The following is a 19,043-nucleotide window of genomic DNA, read 5'->3' on the forward strand; positions in this document are numbered from 1 at the left end:
AAAATGGGCTTTTGATTGCTTTGACTAGAAAAAATTAAAAATCGTATTTAAGAGTAATACTGCTGGTTCTACCGTTAATTGTTCTAGCTCTGATAATGTCATTTACAGGAACAGTACCTTCTTCAGCTTCGGTAATACCTGTAGTATCAAATAGATTGTTAATGTTTAAAGCAACACTAAATGCGTCGGATAAATAATATTGAGCGAATGCATTTACTTGCGTGTATCCGTCGAATTTAAGAATATTATCTACACTTTGATCAAGGTTATCTTGAGCATAAGCATCAGTCGTTCCTATTAAACTAATACCTGCAGAGCCTTCGTCGAAGTTATAACGTGTTGTTAATGAATAAACTAAGTCAGCTTGTCTTCTTGGTGTATTGCCTACTTGATCTGGGTTTTTATTGTCTTTCGTAATTTCGGCGTCAGTCCATGTAAAGTTACCTCGAATATCAAAGTCGCCAATGTAGTAAGCGGCTTCAACCTCAACACCATACGACTCATATACTCGGTCAGTAAATCGTTGACTGCTTGCTTCAAAGTTTTGCTCTTGAGTTTCAGCAAAGAAAGCCGTAGCAAATACCGAAAGTCTGTCTTGACGATACTTAATACCCGCTTCGAATTGGTCAACTTCATCAACTGCATCTTCATCATTTACACTACCGTCAGTAGCAATTTTACCAAAGGCTAAACGGTCAGCGTTTGCTGTTCCACCATGACTTAAGCGAGCAAATACAGCCATATCATCATTTAGAATATAGTTAGCACCTAAAGAGTAAGAGGTGTAACTCCAATCGTAATTTACATAAGAAGGATTGCTGTTATCTAATACCGAAACACTTTGTTCAGCAACTGAAATTGTACCGTCTCTGTTCATATCTAATTCAGCTTGTACTGCACCCGTATAAGTACCGGTTGCTTCTCCGCTGTCATGACGAACACTTGCATCAATAGTTAAATCACCAAAGATTGAATTAACCGCAATATAAGGTGCGGTTACATCGTATTGAAGATCATAGTTACGTGTACAACAGTTGCCCCAAGCTGGCACACCATAAGCAATTAAGCCGTTATCAGAAAAACGAGTACCGTTAGCTGCGGTTACATCAACAAGTGCGGCGTTGTCGCCTTTAACTTCTTGCAGGTATGAATTCCAAAGCCAAGTTGTTTCAATGTTTTGTAATGACTTGTAGTAACCAAAAGTTACATTGGTATCGCCAAATGATTTTAATATTTTTAAATCATTAACCATAAAATCTAAGTTATTCATTTCAACATCAAACGTATGAATACGCATTAAGTTGTTACCCGTATAGGCTTGTCCTTCAGAAGGGCCGTTTGCGTAACTCAAGGTTGCACCTGTACCCGCTAAACTTTCAGCAAGTGTTTGGCTGTTTTGAATACTTTCAGGGATAGGTGAAGTAAAGCCACCTTTAGTGCTTGATGTTCTAAATCTGTTTTCAATAGACCAATCGTTGCCTAAATCAAATACGGCTTCAACACCTACAGAATCAACTTCTGGGCTCATGCCGTCGCGCATGTCTGAACGACGTAGATTGTTGTTAGCATCGGTTGTTAATAACGACGTAAAATAAGCTGAGTGTGGAGTATCAGAAGAAGGGTCAAAACTACCTACTGATTTGCCTTTTGATGTTGCCGGCATAGGTAAATATGCAATAGTTTTATCGTCTAAATGTTTGTAATAAAGTCTTACGTAGCCTTTATCAAACTCTTTAGTAATATTCGCTTTTATCTGCCCGCCTTGATTACCCGTGTAACCAGCTTCTCTTGGGCCTTCGCCTTGACGGTAAAAACCACCAATATGAAAATACAGGCTATCGCTAATTTCGCTGCCGTATTCAAAATCGGTACGCGTATGATCGTAATCTAGGCCAATGGTTGTTGCTACACTACCTGATTCAGATTCACCTGTTTTACTGATGATATTAATAATACCACCCGGTGAGTTGGTGGCTAAGGTTGAGGCAGAACCACCACGAATTGATTCGATAGATGCCATGGTGCTGTCTAATCTTAAAAAGATATCAGCGTTACCAAAAGCAATATCACCAAATTGTAAAAGTGGTAAGCCGTCTTCTTGAATTTGTAAAAACTTTGCACCACCAGCAGCAACGGGTAAACCACGTACTGCAATATTGGCATTACCTTCGCCACCAGAAGACTCTGATCGAATACCTGGTATAGATCTAAATGCTTCAGCTGAGCTTCTTGGTGTACTCACTTCTATTTGATCTGAAGATAAGCTACTGACTGAAACACTTGATGCCATAACGGTTGCGCCTTTACCCGCCGAACCTGTTACCACAATGCGTTCAAAGTCTAAGCCTTTCTTTTCTACTGCTTCTGATGTGGCGGTATCTGCTGCGCTTACGCTAGAACATATCGCCATGGCTAACGTGCTTAGTATTAATTTCTTATGTGTAATGTGTTTCATGTGTTCACCCCGTGTATCTATTTAGTATAGTTATTTTTAACTCGAACTTAATCGATTAAGTTAATGTTTAACTAAACGAGTGCATTTTGCAAATATTTTTTTTCTTAAACTGTGTTTCTTCTATTAATCTGATGAAAAATAAAACGATTTAGTTTGGATTTATATACAAAATTAATGTGCCACAAGACTGTAAATAACAAATAGGGCGTTAATAAACCCTAAAAAATCACTTAATAACATTGAGGCGCATAGTAAAAAATACATTACTTAGTAAAAGTGATGTATTTTTTGCAGAAACAATTCAGGTTAATTACGGCGCTGGGCCAAATCATTTTCAATCTGAGTTAATTGCGCCCGATCAATTTTGTAGAAGAGTATAAGAATAGCACCGAATAAAAAGAAAACGCCGGGTAATATGTTAAACATATAGCGAATACCTTCAATAGACTCTGGCGTTTGGGTTTCGTTAGCTATAAACCCGAAGGCTGCTAGTATAAAGCCAGGTAGTGCGCCACCCACAGCAGAACCAAACTTTAATGAGAACATAGAGGCGGATACCGTTAAACCGGCGCTATTATTACCTGTTTTCCATTCTCCATATTCCACACAATCGGTATACATAGTAAAGAGTAGAGTAATTGCTATACCAAAAGTAATAATGCCTAAGGTATGCACAATAATTGTCAGGGCAAGGTTGTCTGGGGAAATAGTAAATGCGAAGAAGAGCAATAATGCATGAATTAAATTAATGGTGAACATCAATTTGTGTTTTTCAAAAAGCGTTACTAATTTAGGGGTAATAAGTGCGCCAAATAGTTGACCGAGTAAACCACATGAAATAATTAATGTGGTTTCATCCATCCACAAGAATATATTAGTACCGTCGTCACCCATATAGTATTTAGTGTAATAGGCAATAGATGCAAAGCGAGCCACTAAGCCAACCACAACGAATATCCCGGTAAATACGAGTATTATCCACGACTTATTTTCTATTAAAGTAGCGAAATCTTCTTTAATACTCGATTCATGCTTTTTAGGTGTAACGCGTTCTTTAGTAACAGCAAAGGTATACCAAAATACAGCGACAGACAGAATAGCAAATAAAATAATGGTTAAGCGGAAACCTAATAACTCATCGCCGCCACCTAAATAATCAACCAAAGGTTTGGCTGAGGCTCCTACGACTAAAGATCCTACAGATGCAAAAATAAACCTAAATTGTGCCGCTTTTGTTCGTTCACCAGATTGTGGATGAATAACAGCCATCAAACCAGAATAAGGAACATTAATGGCAGTATAAGCCAGCATAATTAACGAATAAGTAATATAAGCAAAAATTAGTTTTCCGGTATCACCAAACTCAGGGCCTAAAAATAGAAGGTAACCCAGTAGTGCGTAAGGAATCGCCATCCAAAGCAAATAAGGACGATACTTACCCCATTTAGTTGTGGTTCTATCAGCAATTAATCCCATAGCGGGATCACTTACCGCATCAATAATTTTTGTTACTAATAGCATGGTTGCTGCAGCCGCAGCAGAAATACCATAAACATCGGTGTAGTAATACAGCAGAAATAGTGAAAAGAACCCCATGTAGAAGTTAGACGCCATATCTCCCATGCCATAGCCGACTTTTTCTTTGAAGGATAAGGGTGGTGAATTATATTTCGTTGTCATTTTGTTTTCCCCTGACTACATTCTATATATACCATGCACTTTGAGTTGATATAGATATATTACAATTTAAGCATGATTTAATTTTTATTATTGATTTATTCTTACTCACTTGAATGGCTATAAAAATAGTACTTTATAAAGCTGATAACTAAAGAAATTCTACCTTTTATTTCGCTCTGTTTTTCTTTCTTATTGTTTTACTAACTTAAATAAAATATAAAATTATTCTTGATTAAAATGAGATTGTATATAAAGATAGTTCTTAATCGATTAAGATGCAACTTAAAATTATACGGTAAACTTATGAAAAATAATGTTCAGCTAATGACCTATATAGACAGGTTAACGGGTTCAAATACTCAAACATTAAACAATCTTTTAAATGATCAGCTTGCTGACTTGTTTTCAGGTGTTCATTTGTTGCCATTTTATTATCCAATAGACGGCAGTGATGCAGGTTTTGACCCGATAGATCATACACAGGTTGATAGCCGATTAGGCGACTGGAATGACGTAAAAGCGTTAGGCGAGGGGCATGAGTTAATGGCCGACCTGATTGTAAATCATATGTCTGCGCAGTCTAAAGAATTTAAAGATGTACTTAAAAACGGTAAAAACTCTGCATTTTGGGATTTATTTTTAACCAAAGAAAAAGTATTTCCAAATGGGTTAAGTGAAGAACAGGCTGAAAAAATATACCGACCTCGTCCAGGAAGTTGTTTCACTGAATTTTCATTACCCAATAATGACAGTGCAAATTTTTGGACCACATTTACTGATAATCAAATAGATATTGATGTTACTTCTGAAATAGGCAAAGAATATTTATCACACATTTTAAAAACCTTTTCTGAAAACAATATTAAGATCATTCGTTTAGATGCTGCAGGTTACGCGCTTAAAAAAGCCGGAACCAGTTGCTTTATGCTTGATGAAACCTTCAAATTTATTGATGACCTTAGCAAAACCGCGAACGATTTAGGTATTGAAACCCTAGTAGAAATTCATTCGTATTATCAAACACAAATAGAAATAGCTAAACGTGTAGATCGCGTTTACGATTTTGCCTTACCTCCTTTAGTGTTGCACAGTATTTTTAGTCAAGATTTTACGGCTTTGACAAAGTGGTTAACTATTGCGCCAAGAAACTGCATTACCGTGTTAGACACACATGATGGTATTGGCATTATTGATGTAGGCCCTATGAATGGCAAAGCGGGATTACTTAACGAAGAGCAAATAGATAAGTTGGTTGAAACTATTCATGTGAATAGCGCTGGCGAAAGTAAAATGGCTACCGGCGCAGCGGCAAGTAATGTGGATTTATATCAAGTAAATTGCACATATTATGATGCACTTGGACAAAACGACTTTGATTATTTAGTGGCAAGAGCTATTCAATTTTTTGCTCCTGGTACGCCACAAGTTTATTACGCGGGTTTGCTGGCTGAAAAAAATGCCATGGAATTGTTATCAAAATCCAATATAGGAAGAGATATTAACCGACCTTATCTTGATACAAATAGTATTGAACAAGCGTTAAACAAGCCTTTTACTAAAGCGTTAATTCAGCTGATTAAACTGCGTAATAATTGTGATGCATTCAATGGTGAATTCACCATAACTAGTGGCCAATCTACTTTGAAAATGACATGGAAAAATAACGAACAAATGGCGACTTTAATTGTTGATTTAACCAATAGAAATGCATTGATCGAAATAAAAGAAGGCAACAACATCAGCACGACTAAATTAGATAAGCTTTTAAACAAGGCTTTAAATTGATTAGCAGGCGTAATTTTATCAGTTTAAGTGAGTAATTTGTTGATATTAATTAGTACTTAGGCCAAAGTAACCTTACTGAAATTAGTGTTATTTAAAAGCGCTTTCATTTTATATAAAGAACATATAAATAAAGTGTAATTTAAAAATCAATTTCATAATATTCAGATACTTTAGATAAATAAGAATATGAAAGGTGAACATGACAGATACAAAAGCTTGGACGCTAAAAAGTGTAGCAAAAGAACTCGGTGTTTCAAACGCTACCGTTTCTAATGCATTTAACCGACCTGATCAACTATCTAAAAAACGTAGAGATGAAATTCTCGCCTCGTGTAAAGAAATTGGCTATTCAGGTCCAAATCGAGCAGCTCAGTCTTTAAGAAAGGGGCATTTCAATATAGTTGCCTTAGTGCTGCCCGACAGTGTTGAATATATGGTTACCGACCCTGTTGCCAGTAATTTTGTAAAAGGCGTTTCGTCTGTATTAGAAAAAAGCAAAGTCAATTTATTATTGTTTTCAGGTGCTTCAGATAATATAAATTCAGTGGCTGACTTTGTTGATGGCTTTATTTGTTATGGCAGCCCGCGTAATACTGAATTAATTGAGCAGCTAAGAGCTACAAATAAAAAAGTGGTTACTGCTGATTTTGATATTGATCGTAAAGCATCCGTTGGCATTGATAACGAACAAGCCGCTTACGAAATAGCAAAACTTGCCTTGCATTCAAAAGACGATGCAGTGGCTATTCTCGGCTTAAGGCTACTTGAGTCAACTGTTACCTCACGTGTTTATGACTTACCGAGTTTAGATTATCAATGTTCTATTTCACACAAACGTTTGAATGGTTACAAAAGAGCGATAGAAGAAATAGGGGTTGATTTACGAGGCGACCGCGTGTGGAATATACCAGAAAACAAACATCATTTTGCTTTGATTGCCGCACGAGAAGCTCTAACCTCAATTCCACGTCCGAATGTTTTACTGTGTATGAGTGACCTTATTGCTTTAGCATCTATACAAGAAATTAATGCTATGGGGCTTAAAATTCCTGAAGATATAAGAGTTGTAGGATTTGATGGTATCGACGAAGCATTAAGATCTTCACCTAAACTTACCACCATACATCAAAATAATGAGAAAAAAGGTATTAAAGCTGCAGAGCTCTTTATTGAAAGGGCGATTGAGTCAGTCATCATCCCATTTCATATTGAACATGGCGAAACTAGCTAGTTTCACCATGTTCTATACTTAGGTTATACTCTAAGCATTGAGCTGTTAAGATTAGTCATAATGAATAACATAAAAATTAGAAATAACGTTAAAGTTTCAGGTAATAAAAATGCTCCAACCTTAATGCTTGCGCATGGATTTGGATGTGATCAGAATATGTGGCGGTTTATGCAACCCATATTAGAAAAACATTACCAAGTTGTGCTTTTTGATTATGTGGGATCTGGTAAGTCATTATTGACAGATTATTCGACTGAAAAATACGGAACGTTAGAAGGTTATACTGAAGATATAATCGATATTATCGACGAATTACAACTCACCAATGTTACTATTATTGGGCATTCAGTTAGCTCAATTATTGCTTCAATTGCCTCAATCAAAATTCCTGAAATAATTACTAATCTTATTATGATTTGTCCATCACCTTGCTTTTTAAATGTTCCCCCTGATTATGAAGGCGGGTTTGAACGAAGTGATTTAGAAGAGTTAGTTGAACTCATGGATAAAAACTATATTGGTTGGGCGAATTATTTAGCGCCACTTGTTATGGGAAGCTCTCAGTCGCCTGAATTGATCGCCGAGTTATCCGGAAGTTTTTGTAGTACAGATCCATTAATCGCGAAAAACTTTGCTAAAGCGACTTTCTTCTCTGATTACAGACATATTCTAAACGACATTGCATGTCCTTCACTTATTTTGCAAAGTGCATCTGATTCATTGGCAAATGTGCAAGTTGGAAAATACATGGCTGAAAATATAAATAACTGTGAACTTGAAGTGATTAATGCAGAAGGACATTGTTTACACATGACCAATCATGAAGATATTGTTCCTATTATTCTCCGCTTCATTTGAAAACATTAAATGCTATGAGTGCCACTCAAGATCTTAATGATTTTTGTTCAGGCCACATAATTGTTAATAAATATCGCAAGATTATTTTTTGTAATGACTATATTTGCAACTTAAGTTTTAAACCTAATAATGAATTGATTAATTCATCCATATCTACATGCTTTACTAAAGCGTCAAATATTTTTATTGATAGTTATATTTACCCACTTTTACTCGTTGAAGCCGTAGCACAAGAAATTCAGCTATCTTTTGTTGACCATAATAAACAAGTGGTACCGGTTGTTGTAAATATTAAATTAGGAGAAGAAGGCACATCTTATTGGTCGTTATACGAGTGTACCAATCGGAATAAACTTCATTCTGAATTAATAAAAGCTAAAAATAAGTTAGAAGAGCAATCTAAAGCGCTTTATCAGCTTGCTATAACTGATCCCTTAACCGGTTTAATGAACAGGCGCGAACTACAAAATCAGATAACGAGAATCATTAACTTGGTTGCTCGAAACCCTTCTACCTTTGCATTATTGTCAATTGATGTCGATTTTTTCAAACAGGTTAACGACACTTATGGTCATCACGTTGGCGATAAAGTATTAAAGCACTTAGCAACTATATTGCAAGAAGACCGCAGGGCAAACGACCTAGTCGCTAGAATTGGTGGCGAAGAGTTCGTATTACTATTACCTGACATAGATGAAGCTAATGCTTATAAATTAGCAGAAAATTTGAGAAAAAAGATTGAAAATGAAGCAATTGATAACATAAGCATTACGGTAAGTATCGGCTTGGTTGTTAGCCATAAAAATGAAAAAAACAGTTTGGATGCCCTTTTAAAATTGTCTGATGATGCACTTTACCGTTCGAAAAATGCAGGTCGAAATCAAACAACCGTGGCGCATTTATAATTGTTTTTTAGCGTGATAAACCAGAAAGTTAAGTAATACTAATGCTTTAAAAACGTTAAGGCGAGTTGCTTTGCTTTTAATGCAGCTTCTTTATCACCCATTACATAAGCGCAGTTAATAACGCCTTCTTTAAGCTGTAACAATAAATCAGTTAAACTATTTACTTGTTTTGTATCACTAATATTTATAGACAGTTGTTGTTGAAAAAACTGCTTAATATTAAGTTTATGCTGCAAACATAATTGATAAATTTCACTACCTGTATCGCCATATTCAGCAGCGGTATTGACAAAAAAACAGCCATCAAATTTTTCTAAAATCGTTTCGCGATTATTAATCCAATCATTCAATGCATTAAACAGATGTTCAATAAACTCAGCAGTAGACTTTGTATCGCTACAACGTGCTGTAAACCATTGCATAAAGCGTTTGTCGCGCTCTATTACACACGCTTGTATCAAAGCCTCTTTACTCGCAAAGTGGTTATATAAGGTTTTTTTAGCAATGCCTGACTTAGCCAATATTTCATTAATACCAATAGTATGAATACCTTGCTGATAAAACAGCTGTAAGGCGGTGTCAACTAATTGTGTGCGTTTATCATTGGCTTGTGCTACAGACATAAATTAATTCCAATTAAGGAGGGCGGTAAATAAAAATGTTGCGTAAGTATACAAAGTTGTCTACCATAACTCAATGGGTAGACAGAGTGTTCTACTTTTTGTTTTATTAATTTACTATTTGGAATGATTGCTATGGAAAATTCACGCCCACCTTTACCACCCTTTGATGCTGATAGCGCAAAAATAAAAGTAAGAGCCGCCGAAAATGGCTGGAACAATAAAGACCCGCTTAAAGTTTCTCTCGCTTATAGCGCAGATAGCCAATGGCGCAACCGCTCAAGCTTTATTAATGGCAGAGACGAAATCGTTGAGTTTTTAACAAGTAAATGGCAACAAGAGTTAGACTACAAGCTGATCAAAGAGCTATGGGCATTTACCGAAAACCGTATTGCAGTACGCTTTGCTTACGAATACCGAAATGCCGAAAACCAATGGTTCAGGGCTTACGGTAACGAAAACTGGGAATTTGACGAATTTGGCTTAATGCGTAAACGCTTCGCGTGTATAAACGACTTAGCTATTACTGAAAAAGAACGATTATTCAAATGGGAAGGCGCAGTTCGACCGGATGATTTTCCAAGCTTGTCTGAGTTAGGTTTGTAGGTTGCCTCTATATAATGCTAGTGCTAACATCTGTGTGTACAGTATTAATTAAAAGGTAACTTACGATGGACACTCGTATTCAATTTAGAGTTGATGAAGAAACTAAACGTTTAGCGCAGTTAATGGCTGAAAGCCAAGGCCGAACATTAAGCGAAGCATGCAGAGAGCTTACTGAAAGCTTAGCTGAGGAACAGCGAAAATCTATAAGTCATGATGTATGGCTATCAGAACAAATAAATGCTGCATTTAATAAATTTGATAGTGGTGATGCTCGTTTTGTCGAACATGACGATGCTAAACTTCAGATGGAAGATCGTAAAATGAAGATCCGTAATAGATGATTTTTTGGGAAGAAGAATCGTTAAATGACCGAGAGAAGATATTTGAATTTCTTTTTGATTTTAATCCTAGTGCTGCTGAACAAACGGATCAAATTATTGAAGTTAAAGTTAAAAGTCTACTCGAACACCCATTAATGGGTGTTCAAAGAGATCTATTTCGAGGACGATTATTCATTATTCCTGAAGTTTCAATGATTGTATCTTATTGGGTTGATGGAAAAACAATCCGAATTATGCGTGTTTTACACCAGAAGCAAAAATTTCCACAAGGATAATATTGTCAATTCAGACGTAATGGCTGATATCCACAAACCTTAGCTTGGCGGATCAATATTATTCGCGATACTGTTATTCAACCTAAACCAGCCGGCGATAGAATAACGATCTCTATTGGCTGGTAGTACTTCGTGTGGAAAGTCTTCACTTAAAAACACCACGATAGTACCAAAATTAGGGGTTACTTTAATCACGCTGTTATCAATAATTGTAGACGCTTCGGCTTGTTTATCGTAAATCACTAGTTCGCCACCATCGTCAGGCGACCAAAATTGATTAAGGTAAACCACCACCGATAACATGCGGTTATCTTCGCCTTTAAAAGCGTCTTTATGCTTTTTGTAAAAGTCGCCTTTGGCATAATGTGCAAAATGACTTTCAAACGAAAACAATCCAAGAAACAAGCGCTTGTTTAAAAAAACACGTAATGACTCTGTCCACTTTATCCAAGCGCTACCAGCTTCACTGTTACCTGTTATCCAACATATTTCGTCAGTGCGAACAAAGTCGTTAACGGTATGATCTTGAGCACGACCAATACCCGCACGTTTAAAATTTTCGTCAGACATAACCGTAACGTGTTGCAGTAACAATTGAGCTAAATTTTCAGGTAAAGCATAAGGGCGAATGCTATAGCCCTTATCAATAATATCGTTTGTGATTGATTCAAAAAGCGATGTTGTATCGCCAGAATGAATGGTATGAAGTAAGCTCAACAGCAGCCTGTCTTAGGTATTAAAACTAACATGAGTAGATAATTTAAGAGAATGTAATAGCTTATAATATCACTATAATGTTTTTAGTCATTATCATTATTTTCTTTGTATTGTTATAAATGAAGATTGAGTGTTTTTAAGTTATGGAATGACAACTTTTTCATTATACTTTTCTTTTTAATCGCCAACTCATCACAAAGTATATCGCTGCTCCTAATAAACCACTATACATGCAAATTTTATGTAGCATTTGCACGGTAATTAAGCCTAAAAATTGATTGTTTAATGTAAATGGGAAAAAAGGCTCAACGTCTGAGTGCATAATACTATCAAGTAATACATGGCTAAAACTGCCGATAAAAGCGCTGAGTAAAACTACCCACCATGCAATATTGATGGGATGCTCTTTTTTGGATAAACCTATTATTTTAAGCCCCAACTCAGATAGGTATTTACCCGTTAATGCTGCAAACAATGCAATCAATATTGCGCCAACATAAGTATGAGTAAAACCGTGCAGATGTCCCTCGCCGGAGATCAACACAATAAGTGGCTGAATATCCATAACGATTTGAGTCCAGCCAAATACCATTAAGCTAAAGCTACCTTGCAGTAGCGCTTTTATGAGTATTCCTGGACCCATGTGTATTGGTGTAAATGGCATTGAATAACCTTTTGCAATCAAAACTTGAAGATTACAATGTGTGTTTGGTGTTATATTAATTGTATATTGAAAGGCGCGTAAGCCACAGGAAAATAAAAATTTAACGGAGTATTATCTATGCACAAAGCTTGTAAATTAATTTTAAAGCTAGTTTTATTGTTGAGTATTTCAACTTCAGCATATGCTGAACAAGAAGAGTTAACCTCTACTCAAATTAAAAAATTGAAAAAAGGAATATTTGAAGTTGTTACATTGAAGTTAGAAGACAACGCGGTTTATAAAGAAGAATTCCCCAAAAATTTAATCCCATTTCATATTCGTAATGATAAACATCATAGTTTAGGTACTGCTTTTTTAATTAAAGAAAACACCTTAGTGTCAGCAGCACATGTTTTTGGCATTGGCAATTATTCGCTTTTTTCTAATAACTACGCGATACGTGACAGCAAAGGCAATATATTTAAAATTACTAAAGTTGAAAAGTATTCAAATTACCGCGATTTAATTCAATTTTCGGTTGAAGGTGATACTTCTAAATACCATAAGTTTGAATTTGCCCAAGACTACGAAGAAGGCGATGTAGTGTATGCCGCAGGTAATGCGTTGGGCGAAGGTGTTATTTTTAGGAAGGGTTCTTTAACTTCGTTTACCTATGAACCTATAGACGGACAATGGAAAAACATACGTTATTCTGCGGCAGCGTCACCGGGAAATAGTGGCGGGCCATTATTGAATTTAAATGGTGAAGTTGTTGGTATAGTTACGCAAAAATCGTCTAATGAAAATCTTAATTACGCATTACCAATAAAAGTGTTTTCTGATTTCACCTCTGAAACCGCTGAGTTTTATACAACTCAAATGGCTGAAATAGAGTCTTTACAAAGGTTAATGTATGAATGGAAATTTAGTGCAAAGTTACCACAAGATATTTTAGCGCTAAGAAAAGTGGCAGAAAAAAGCTTTTATGCGCGTTTTGTTGATGCGAGAAATGAATTTACGACTAAATTTGATAAAGATATTTTTCCTCAACATAAAAATGTAGATAAATATTTAAGAAACCAACCCAATAAAGAGATGCTGTCGATTATTGATATTAATGGTAATGGCGAGTGGTTGCTACATTACCCTGAAAACGAGCGTAGCATTACCATAACTAAAAACCAGTCGCTGTATTATGGTACTAATAAAAGCATGATGGGCAGTTATCAATTTATTTTAGATAAGCCTGAAAACGTTAAATTAGATGATTTTATTAAAGATAAAAAAACTATTTTAGACACGTTTTTTACTTCAGTTCAGTGGAACAGAAAAATATCAGGTACACCTGTTTATATATCGTCATACGGAGAACCTGTATACGAAGAGCAGCATGAAGATAAATACGGCCGAGTATGGCAAATGGCAACTTGGAATGATCAATATTCAGACCGCTCTGTTATGCTTTATTGTTTACCTATTCCAAGAGGTATTGCTTGCGACATGGTTGAAACAAGTGTCGGATGGCTTGAAGTACAGAAAAAAGCGTATAAAGATAACCTTCACCGAATGTTAATGTCTTATTCAGGTAAGTTAAGTGAATGGAAAGAATTTGTAGAGCTGCCAGATAAGTTGTTGCCTAAATATTTTCGTGATGCCTCGTTTGATATCACGAAAGGTAAGCTTGGGTTTAAAGTTGATGGTTTTTCTGGAAAGCTCGAAAACATAAAATTAACTAACGACAGTAGTTTATATGCGGCAATAGAAATTAACCCTGAAAACACAAATGAATTATTAGTTGGCTCGGTAGATTTTAGCCCTAATATGAATGAAGACGGAACTTTCTATATCTCTAAATATTATGATTTAGGTGACGATGCGACAGATAGCTATAAAGATTTTTGGAAAAAGTTTACTTCGTTAGAATCTCCTTATAATTTTGAGCTGTTAAACGAAGGTAAGTTAATAAGCAAATATACAAACCTAAGCGCTACCTTTAAAACGAAAAAATTAACCAAAGAAACTCCGAAAGGCGCAGCTTATTTAGTGGGTTGTCAGCTTCAATCAGAAGTTAAAGTAGAAGAGTTTAATCAGTCGTGTGATGCTTTTATTAAAGGTATTGATTAGGTATTCACAAAGCCGTTTATTAAACACTACTTTTGAAGCAACCCCCAATTATTGGTTAACTGCTCTGTAATAATATTCATCAGGGCAGTTAACTTATTAGTCCTTCAATAGGTAAGGGTAGGACAATAATCGGTGTCGCTTAGTATTACCATTTGGAATAACCATAACGGTAGAGCAAGCAATTGAGCATCAACTAGGCAGGCGGTATTTTCATAAAATACACAAATGAATATAGTCTGTTGAGTATTTGTGAGATAATTGCAACAGAAGAAACACACCAATGGTTAATTATGAAACTTTTAGTTCGTAACCTTTCTCGTTCAACCACTGAACAAGAAATTCGTATTTTATTTACTGCTCATGGTTCTGTTACAGAATGCACACTTGTTTTAGACCAAGAAACGGGTAAATCAAAAGGTTTTGCTTTTGTAGAAATGCCTAATGAAGGCGAAGCAAAAAAAGCATTATCTAGCTTGCATGAAACAAGAATTGCTAATAACAGAATTAGAGTAAAAGTCGCTCAGTAACCTTTAAAGTTATTGTGTAACGTTAAAGCCAGCTGCCATTAAGGTATATGCTGGCTTTTTTGTTTTCAGCTAATTGATATTACTGACTGTTAGTAAATAATTGTCTGAATTCATTGATCAGGTTTTCGTTAATATTGTTTTTTCGGTACACCATATAAATGGGTCTTTTAATTTGTATAGGGCTTTCAATTAAGTAGAGTTTCTTCTTTTTAACTAAGTCTGCAACAAATTCGTTAGGTAAATAGGCAAACCCGCCTTTTGATAAAATAACTTCTAATGCAATCATCGCCGTTGACGATTTAAAGCTTGGAATAATTTTGTGATGTAAAACATGTTCCTTTTGAAACGTTATTCCCCAATCTATTAAAATATAATCAGTTAATTCAGCGTCAAATTCAGGGCGAGAACCGACTAACGATAGATCAAAATGACCAATAAGCTCGTTGGTAAAACCATCGTCTTTAATGGGATCTGTGAGTAAACCTACATCCAGTGTTCGGTCATCAAGTTTGCGTTGAATCGCTTCTCTAACTGATATTTCTGTACCGAGCATCAAATTTTCAAAAAGATTAAGAGTGTCTTTAATTCTTGAACTAAAAAAAGCATCCCAAATATTAGGTGTTGCAGCAATGTTAAAACTGATTTTTTGTTGATTAGCGATAGACAGTGCCACTTTAGATTGCTCCATTTGACTCACCATTAAATGAGCATGAGAAAGCAAAGTTTCACCAGACGGCGTTAACCTAAGATTGTTTTTATCTCTTATAAGTAGTTGTGTAGAATAGAATTCTTCTAGTTGCTTAATTCTTGCGCTTACTGCTGCCTGCGTGATATAAAGCATTTCTGCTGCACGCCCAAAGTGTTTATTTTCTGCTACGGCAATAAAGGTTTTAAATACTCGGATATCCATCCAAATTCCTAATAATCGGTTATAACAATACTGTAAATAAATCTTATCTTATCGACAAATATTTTTTGTTTTTCAAATGGGAAAATATTTCATAAATTCAAGTAGCAAATACTGCGTAATAGGAATTTTAATGAAAACTATACCTTGTTTACTACTTTTAAGTTTGATTAGTTTTGGCGGGTATTCAAATGACCTTGAATCGCAGTTAAGTGAGTCAACGCCTGATTTGGATACTGTGCTTAATATTTACAACTTTTGTGTAGAAAAACAGTACTCAGACCAAGATGACTTTAATATGGAAACATACTTATTAGATTGCGTTAATGTAGATTTAATAACGGCAGCTTATCAAACTTTTAATTCATATAACGGTTTAATTGAATTTATCTCATCAGATAAAGGGGAATAGTATGAATACAACAATTCGTAAAGGCACTTTATTTTTTTATGGCGATCGAACGTTTGCTCGTGGTTTTTCTCGAAGCGGTTATTTTAATAAGCGTGAGTCGCTAGAACTTGAAGAATACGGACATACACTACAAGGCTTAGCTAATGGTTTATTACAACCAGAAAACGAAGAAGAAGCGCAATTTGTGCGTGATCTAGAATCAGTTCATGCGAGTTCTTTATATCCTGTGGCATTATGGAAGAAATATCTTGCGGCAGTGGAAAAAAGCAAAGTTCATCACGGTTTCGCTAAAAGCAGCCCAAGAAATAACGAAAACTTTAGCATGAGTGCGTAAGTTAATTTACCCATTTAAGCTAATTCACAGCATTAAATAATAAACATCAAACAATATGTAAACAGAGAGCTGAAACTCTCTGTTTATTTCTTCTATAAAAAAAAATTAATTTCACAAAAGCATAGCTGAAAGATCAACAGACCCTATTATAAATTTAAGGTAAACTCTCCTTTTCTTACTTTCTTTATCTTAAATTTAAGCTGATATGTCTACGTTAACTCAACCTGAAACTTATGTTGCTCAATCAAAACATAAATCTTTTTGGCAAGGTGTTATTGCCACGCTTCCGCTGTGTATCGCTGTTATTCCGTGGGGAATTTTAGCCGGTTCTTATGCCATTGAAGTTGGCTTAACATCGTTAGAGTCGCAAGCTATGTCGGCCATTGTTTTTGCGGGCGCTGCTCAGTTAGTTGCATTAGGCATGATCAAGGCAGGTATTGGCTTAACCAGTATTTTACTTACCACGCTGTTAATTACCTCTCGGCATTTGCTTTATAGTATGGCGCTAAGAAAAGACATCAGCCCTTTACCGCTAAAATGGCGTTTATCGTTAGGTTTTTTATTAACAGACGAACTCTTTGCCATAGTTACAACACGAAAAACACCTAATAAACAGCATACATTTGATCGCTGGTATGCATTTGGAGGCGGGTTAAGTTTTTATGTCTTTTGGAACATAGCTACGCTCATCGGTATTATTGCCGGACAAACCATTCCTAATATGGAAGAGTGGGGGCTCGACTTTGCTATCGCCTCTACTTTTATCGCGTTAATTATTCCTATGATCAAAGCTAAATCAATATTGGTTTGTGTATTAGTGTCGTTGGTAGGTTCGGTAGTATGTAGCGTGTTAAATATTGAAGCAGGTTTATTAATTTCAGCCCTTATTGGTATGGCATGCGGAACCTTATACGCCCAAATGACAGGTGAAGCATCATGATTTGGTTAACGTTAGGCTTAATGACCCTCATTATATTTATCAGCCGTTATTTGTTTTTAGAGCCCAAGCTGCCACTTAAATTAAACAAAAGCACACTACAATTTTTAAGTTATGCAGCACCGGCTGTACTTACCGCTATTATTGCGCCTTTAGTGTTTGTAAAAGAACATGCGTTATATATAAGTATTCATAACAGTTATTTAGTCGGTGCTATTATCGCCTGTTTGTTGGCTTACTTTACGCGCAATACCTTGTTAACCGTTGTAGTAAGTATGGGGATTTTCTTTTTTATATTATAAAAAATAGCTTATACCCGTTTCATTATTAGATCAGCTTAGCGCCATTAGGTACATTAAATTCAGGCATGGCTAATGCTATCGCGCCATTGCTGTCGTAAAAACCGGTGACTAAACATTCCGACATAAAAGGCCCAATTTGTTTAGGCGGGAAATTAGTCACGGCAAGTACTTGCTTACCTAATAAGTCTTCTAAGTTATATAACACCGTAATTTGCGCGCTCGACTTTTTAATGCCGACTTCTTCACCAAAGTCTATTTTCATTTTATATGAAGGATTACGTGCTTCGGGGAATTCGGTTACTTCGATAATAGTGCCAATTCTTAAATCGACTTTCTGAAAATCATCCCAGTTTATTTGCATTTTTTCGCCTTATATTTTTAATTGAAAAGTTTGTAATCGATTGAATACTTATGTTGGATATTAGCGCACCTAACAGTATTAAGCTTAACGAAATCAGTATATTTGAAGACCACATGTTAAGCCCTACAACGGCTAAAATAACAGAAGATATTAGCGGAGTACAAAAACTCAAAGACGCTAATAGCTTTTTGTTACCTTGTTTTAATGCAATATCCCATAAGTAAAAAGCACCGCCAACAGGACCTAAACCTAATAAAATAATACTTAACCATTGTTTACCCGTAAACTGCCAATTTAATGCGTTTAACGGATCACTCGCCTCTAATTGAAAATGTGCGATAAGAGAAAGCACAGCAACAACCAACGATAACCAACCAATATTATCAACCGTGTTAGTAGAATTGCTTTCTGACTTTGAAAAATACCAAGAATAAGTTGACCATAATAAGGCGCAACAAGCGGCCAATGTATAGCCTTTTACATAGGCGGGGTTATACATAAGATCAGCGTCACCCACTATAATAAAACTCACACCAATAAAACCGACTGAGCTACCTATTAATGCTTTAAATCGAGTCGCTTTAGTTGCTAAAAATAGCGCTAAAAGCATTGGCCATAAATAAGCAATTAGGCTAACTTCAATGGCTGGAGCTACTTTCAGCGCAGCAAAATAACAGTAATGAAAACCGAATAATCCAGCAATACCTACTATCCACTCCTTAATAGCTAAACTGGGTTGAGCAAATAAACGTTCTTTTAAAATGAGTCGCTTAATAAACATTAATAAAGCTGAAATAGCAAAGCACATCGACAACAACTGAAATGCTGGAATATCAGCGGTATTAACGCCTAATAAAGCTAAGCAGCTCCACATAATAATAGCTAAAATGCCAAAAAATGTTGCCATAATAATACGACTCAAAGGGTTTTATAAAAGATCTATTATCTGACTATTTATAAATTAAAGTGTGCAGAAAGGACGCTTTTTTTGTTTGAGAAGACGGGGTTATTAATGACTATTCT

21 protein-coding genes are annotated in these 19,043 nt (G+C 35.7%); 13 read left to right on the forward strand and 8 right to left on the reverse strand.

Annotated features, from left to right (window positions below; translation table 11 throughout):
* Window positions 1-34: 34 nt before the first annotated feature.
* Both ACM9HF_RS14585 and ACM9HF_RS14590 read right to left on the reverse strand, forming a co-directional pair.
* Entirely contained in the window at window positions 35-2,455 is a 2,421-nt protein-coding gene (locus ACM9HF_RS14585) for a TonB-dependent receptor domain-containing protein (RefSeq protein WP_473610236.1), read from the reverse strand.
* 306 nt (window positions 2,456-2,761) lie between these two features.
* Entirely contained in the window at window positions 2,762-4,135 is a 1,374-nt protein-coding gene (locus ACM9HF_RS14590) for an MFS transporter (protein WP_473610239.1), read from the reverse strand.
* 303 nt (window positions 4,136-4,438) lie between these two features.
* On the opposite strand from ACM9HF_RS14590, the gene gtfA reads away from it, so the two are divergent.
* The 4 genes from gtfA to ACM9HF_RS14610 all read left to right on the forward strand — a co-directional run bounded on the left by gtfA (window position 4,439) and on the right by ACM9HF_RS14610 (window position 8,914).
* Window positions 4,439-5,920, forward strand: coding sequence for a sucrose phosphorylase (gene gtfA, locus ACM9HF_RS14595; protein ID WP_473610243.1), 1,482 nt, complete (start codon window positions 4,439-4,441; stop codon window positions 5,918-5,920).
* A gap of 199 nt (window positions 5,921-6,119) precedes the next feature.
* Entirely contained in the window at window positions 6,120-7,151 is a 1,032-nt protein-coding gene (locus tag ACM9HF_RS14600) for a LacI family DNA-binding transcriptional regulator (protein WP_473610247.1), read from the forward strand.
* Between the two features lie 60 nt (window positions 7,152-7,211).
* Window positions 7,212-8,009 carry an alpha/beta fold hydrolase gene (locus ACM9HF_RS14605; protein ID WP_473610251.1) on the forward strand — a complete coding sequence of 266 codons (798 nt, stop codon included), beginning with the start codon at window positions 7,212-7,214 and terminating at the stop codon, window positions 8,007-8,009.
* Window positions 8,006-8,914, forward strand: a complete 909-nt coding sequence (locus ACM9HF_RS14610; protein WP_473610255.1) for a GGDEF domain-containing protein — start codon at window positions 8,006-8,008, stop codon at window positions 8,912-8,914. Before ACM9HF_RS14605 ends, ACM9HF_RS14610 begins: the two co-directional genes overlap by 4 nt.
* Before the next feature lie 38 nt (window positions 8,915-8,952).
* On the opposite strand, the gene ACM9HF_RS14615 is transcribed toward ACM9HF_RS14610, so the two are convergent.
* A complete protein-coding gene (locus tag ACM9HF_RS14615; protein ID WP_473610258.1) occupies window positions 8,953-9,537 on the reverse strand; it encodes a TetR/AcrR family transcriptional regulator in 585 nt (194 codons plus the stop codon).
* A 132-nt stretch (window positions 9,538-9,669) separates the two neighbouring features.
* On the opposite strand from ACM9HF_RS14615, the gene ACM9HF_RS14620 reads away from it, so the two are divergent.
* The 3 genes from ACM9HF_RS14620 to ACM9HF_RS14630 all read left to right on the forward strand — a co-directional run bounded on the left by ACM9HF_RS14620 (window position 9,670) and on the right by ACM9HF_RS14630 (window position 10,756).
* Window positions 9,670-10,140 (forward strand): nuclear transport factor 2 family protein, encoded by a 471-nt coding sequence (locus tag ACM9HF_RS14620; protein WP_473610262.1) that lies wholly within the window; start codon window positions 9,670-9,672, stop codon window positions 10,138-10,140.
* A 65-nt stretch (window positions 10,141-10,205) separates the two neighbouring features.
* A complete protein-coding gene (locus ACM9HF_RS14625) occupies window positions 10,206-10,481 on the forward strand; it encodes a damage-inducible protein J (RefSeq protein ID WP_473610265.1) in 276 nt (91 codons plus the stop codon).
* A complete protein-coding gene (locus tag ACM9HF_RS14630; protein WP_473610269.1) occupies window positions 10,478-10,756 on the forward strand; it encodes a type II toxin-antitoxin system RelE/ParE family toxin in 279 nt (92 codons plus the stop codon). Before ACM9HF_RS14625 ends, ACM9HF_RS14630 begins: the two co-directional genes overlap by 4 nt.
* Before the next feature lie 39 nt (window positions 10,757-10,795).
* Here ACM9HF_RS14630 and ACM9HF_RS14635 read toward each other — a convergent pair whose 3' ends face one another.
* Window positions 10,796-11,479 (reverse strand): 2OG-Fe(II) oxygenase, encoded by a 684-nt coding sequence (locus ACM9HF_RS14635; RefSeq protein ID WP_473618314.1) that lies wholly within the window; start codon window positions 11,477-11,479, stop codon window positions 10,796-10,798.
* Window positions 11,480-11,636: 157 nt separating this feature from the next.
* Window positions 11,637-12,137 carry a metal-dependent hydrolase gene (locus tag ACM9HF_RS14640; protein WP_473610273.1) on the reverse strand — a complete coding sequence of 167 codons (501 nt, stop codon included), beginning with the start codon at window positions 12,135-12,137 and terminating at the stop codon, window positions 11,637-11,639.
* Between the two features lie 117 nt (window positions 12,138-12,254).
* Here ACM9HF_RS14640 and ACM9HF_RS14645 point away from each other — a divergent pair, with 117 nt between their 5' ends.
* Together ACM9HF_RS14645 and ACM9HF_RS14650 are read left to right on the forward strand one after the other, a co-directional pair.
* On the forward strand, window positions 12,255-14,240 hold the full coding sequence (locus tag ACM9HF_RS14645; RefSeq protein ID WP_473610276.1) for a S1 family peptidase: 1,986 nt from the start codon (window positions 12,255-12,257) through the stop codon (window positions 14,238-14,240).
* A gap of 290 nt (window positions 14,241-14,530) precedes the next feature.
* The gene (locus tag ACM9HF_RS14650; RefSeq protein WP_473610280.1) at window positions 14,531-14,767 is read left to right on the forward strand and encodes an RNA recognition motif domain-containing protein; all 237 of its coding nucleotides are present in this window, start codon (window positions 14,531-14,533) and stop codon (window positions 14,765-14,767) included.
* Window positions 14,768-14,846: 79 nt separating this feature from the next.
* Here ACM9HF_RS14650 and ACM9HF_RS14655 read toward each other — a convergent pair whose 3' ends face one another.
* The gene (locus ACM9HF_RS14655) at window positions 14,847-15,677 is read right to left on the reverse strand and encodes a LysR family transcriptional regulator (protein ID WP_473610284.1); all 831 of its coding nucleotides are present in this window, start codon (window positions 15,675-15,677) and stop codon (window positions 14,847-14,849) included.
* A gap of 130 nt (window positions 15,678-15,807) precedes the next feature.
* Between ACM9HF_RS14655 and ACM9HF_RS14660 the strand changes: the two genes are divergently transcribed.
* From ACM9HF_RS14660 to ACM9HF_RS14675, 4 genes are all read left to right on the forward strand, one after another.
* Window positions 15,808-16,086 carry a hypothetical protein gene (locus ACM9HF_RS14660; protein ID WP_473610289.1) on the forward strand — a complete coding sequence of 93 codons (279 nt, stop codon included), beginning with the start codon at window positions 15,808-15,810 and terminating at the stop codon, window positions 16,084-16,086.
* 1 nt (window position 16,087) lies between these two features.
* Window positions 16,088-16,420 carry a DUF413 domain-containing protein gene (gene maoP / locus ACM9HF_RS14665; protein WP_077339076.1) on the forward strand — a complete coding sequence of 111 codons (333 nt, stop codon included), beginning with the start codon at window positions 16,088-16,090 and terminating at the stop codon, window positions 16,418-16,420.
* A gap of 205 nt (window positions 16,421-16,625) precedes the next feature.
* Window positions 16,626-17,360, forward strand: coding sequence for an AzlC family ABC transporter permease (locus ACM9HF_RS14670; protein ID WP_473610297.1), 735 nt, complete (start codon window positions 16,626-16,628; stop codon window positions 17,358-17,360).
* Complete coding sequence (locus tag ACM9HF_RS14675; protein WP_077339074.1) at window positions 17,357-17,659, forward strand: AzlD domain-containing protein; 303 nt, start codon at window positions 17,357-17,359, stop codon at window positions 17,657-17,659. The genes ACM9HF_RS14670 and ACM9HF_RS14675 overlap by 4 nt, the downstream gene beginning before the upstream one ends.
* A 25-nt stretch (window positions 17,660-17,684) precedes the next feature.
* Here the strand turns inward: ACM9HF_RS14675 and ACM9HF_RS14680 are convergent, their stop codons facing one another.
* Window positions 17,685-18,020: a tRNA-binding protein gene (locus ACM9HF_RS14680; RefSeq protein ID WP_077339073.1), complete on the reverse strand. Its 336-nt coding sequence runs from the start codon at window positions 18,018-18,020 to the stop codon at window positions 17,685-17,687.
* Window positions 18,001-18,927, reverse strand: a complete 927-nt coding sequence (locus ACM9HF_RS14685; protein WP_473610307.1) for a DMT family transporter — start codon at window positions 18,925-18,927, stop codon at window positions 18,001-18,003. The genes ACM9HF_RS14680 and ACM9HF_RS14685 overlap by 20 nt, the downstream gene beginning before the upstream one ends.
* Between the last annotated feature and the right edge of the window lie 116 nt (window positions 18,928-19,043).

Source organism: Colwellia sp. RE-S-Sl-9, from assembly GCF_048296855.1.
Taxonomy (GTDB): domain Bacteria; phylum Pseudomonadota; class Gammaproteobacteria; order Enterobacterales; family Alteromonadaceae; genus Pseudocolwellia.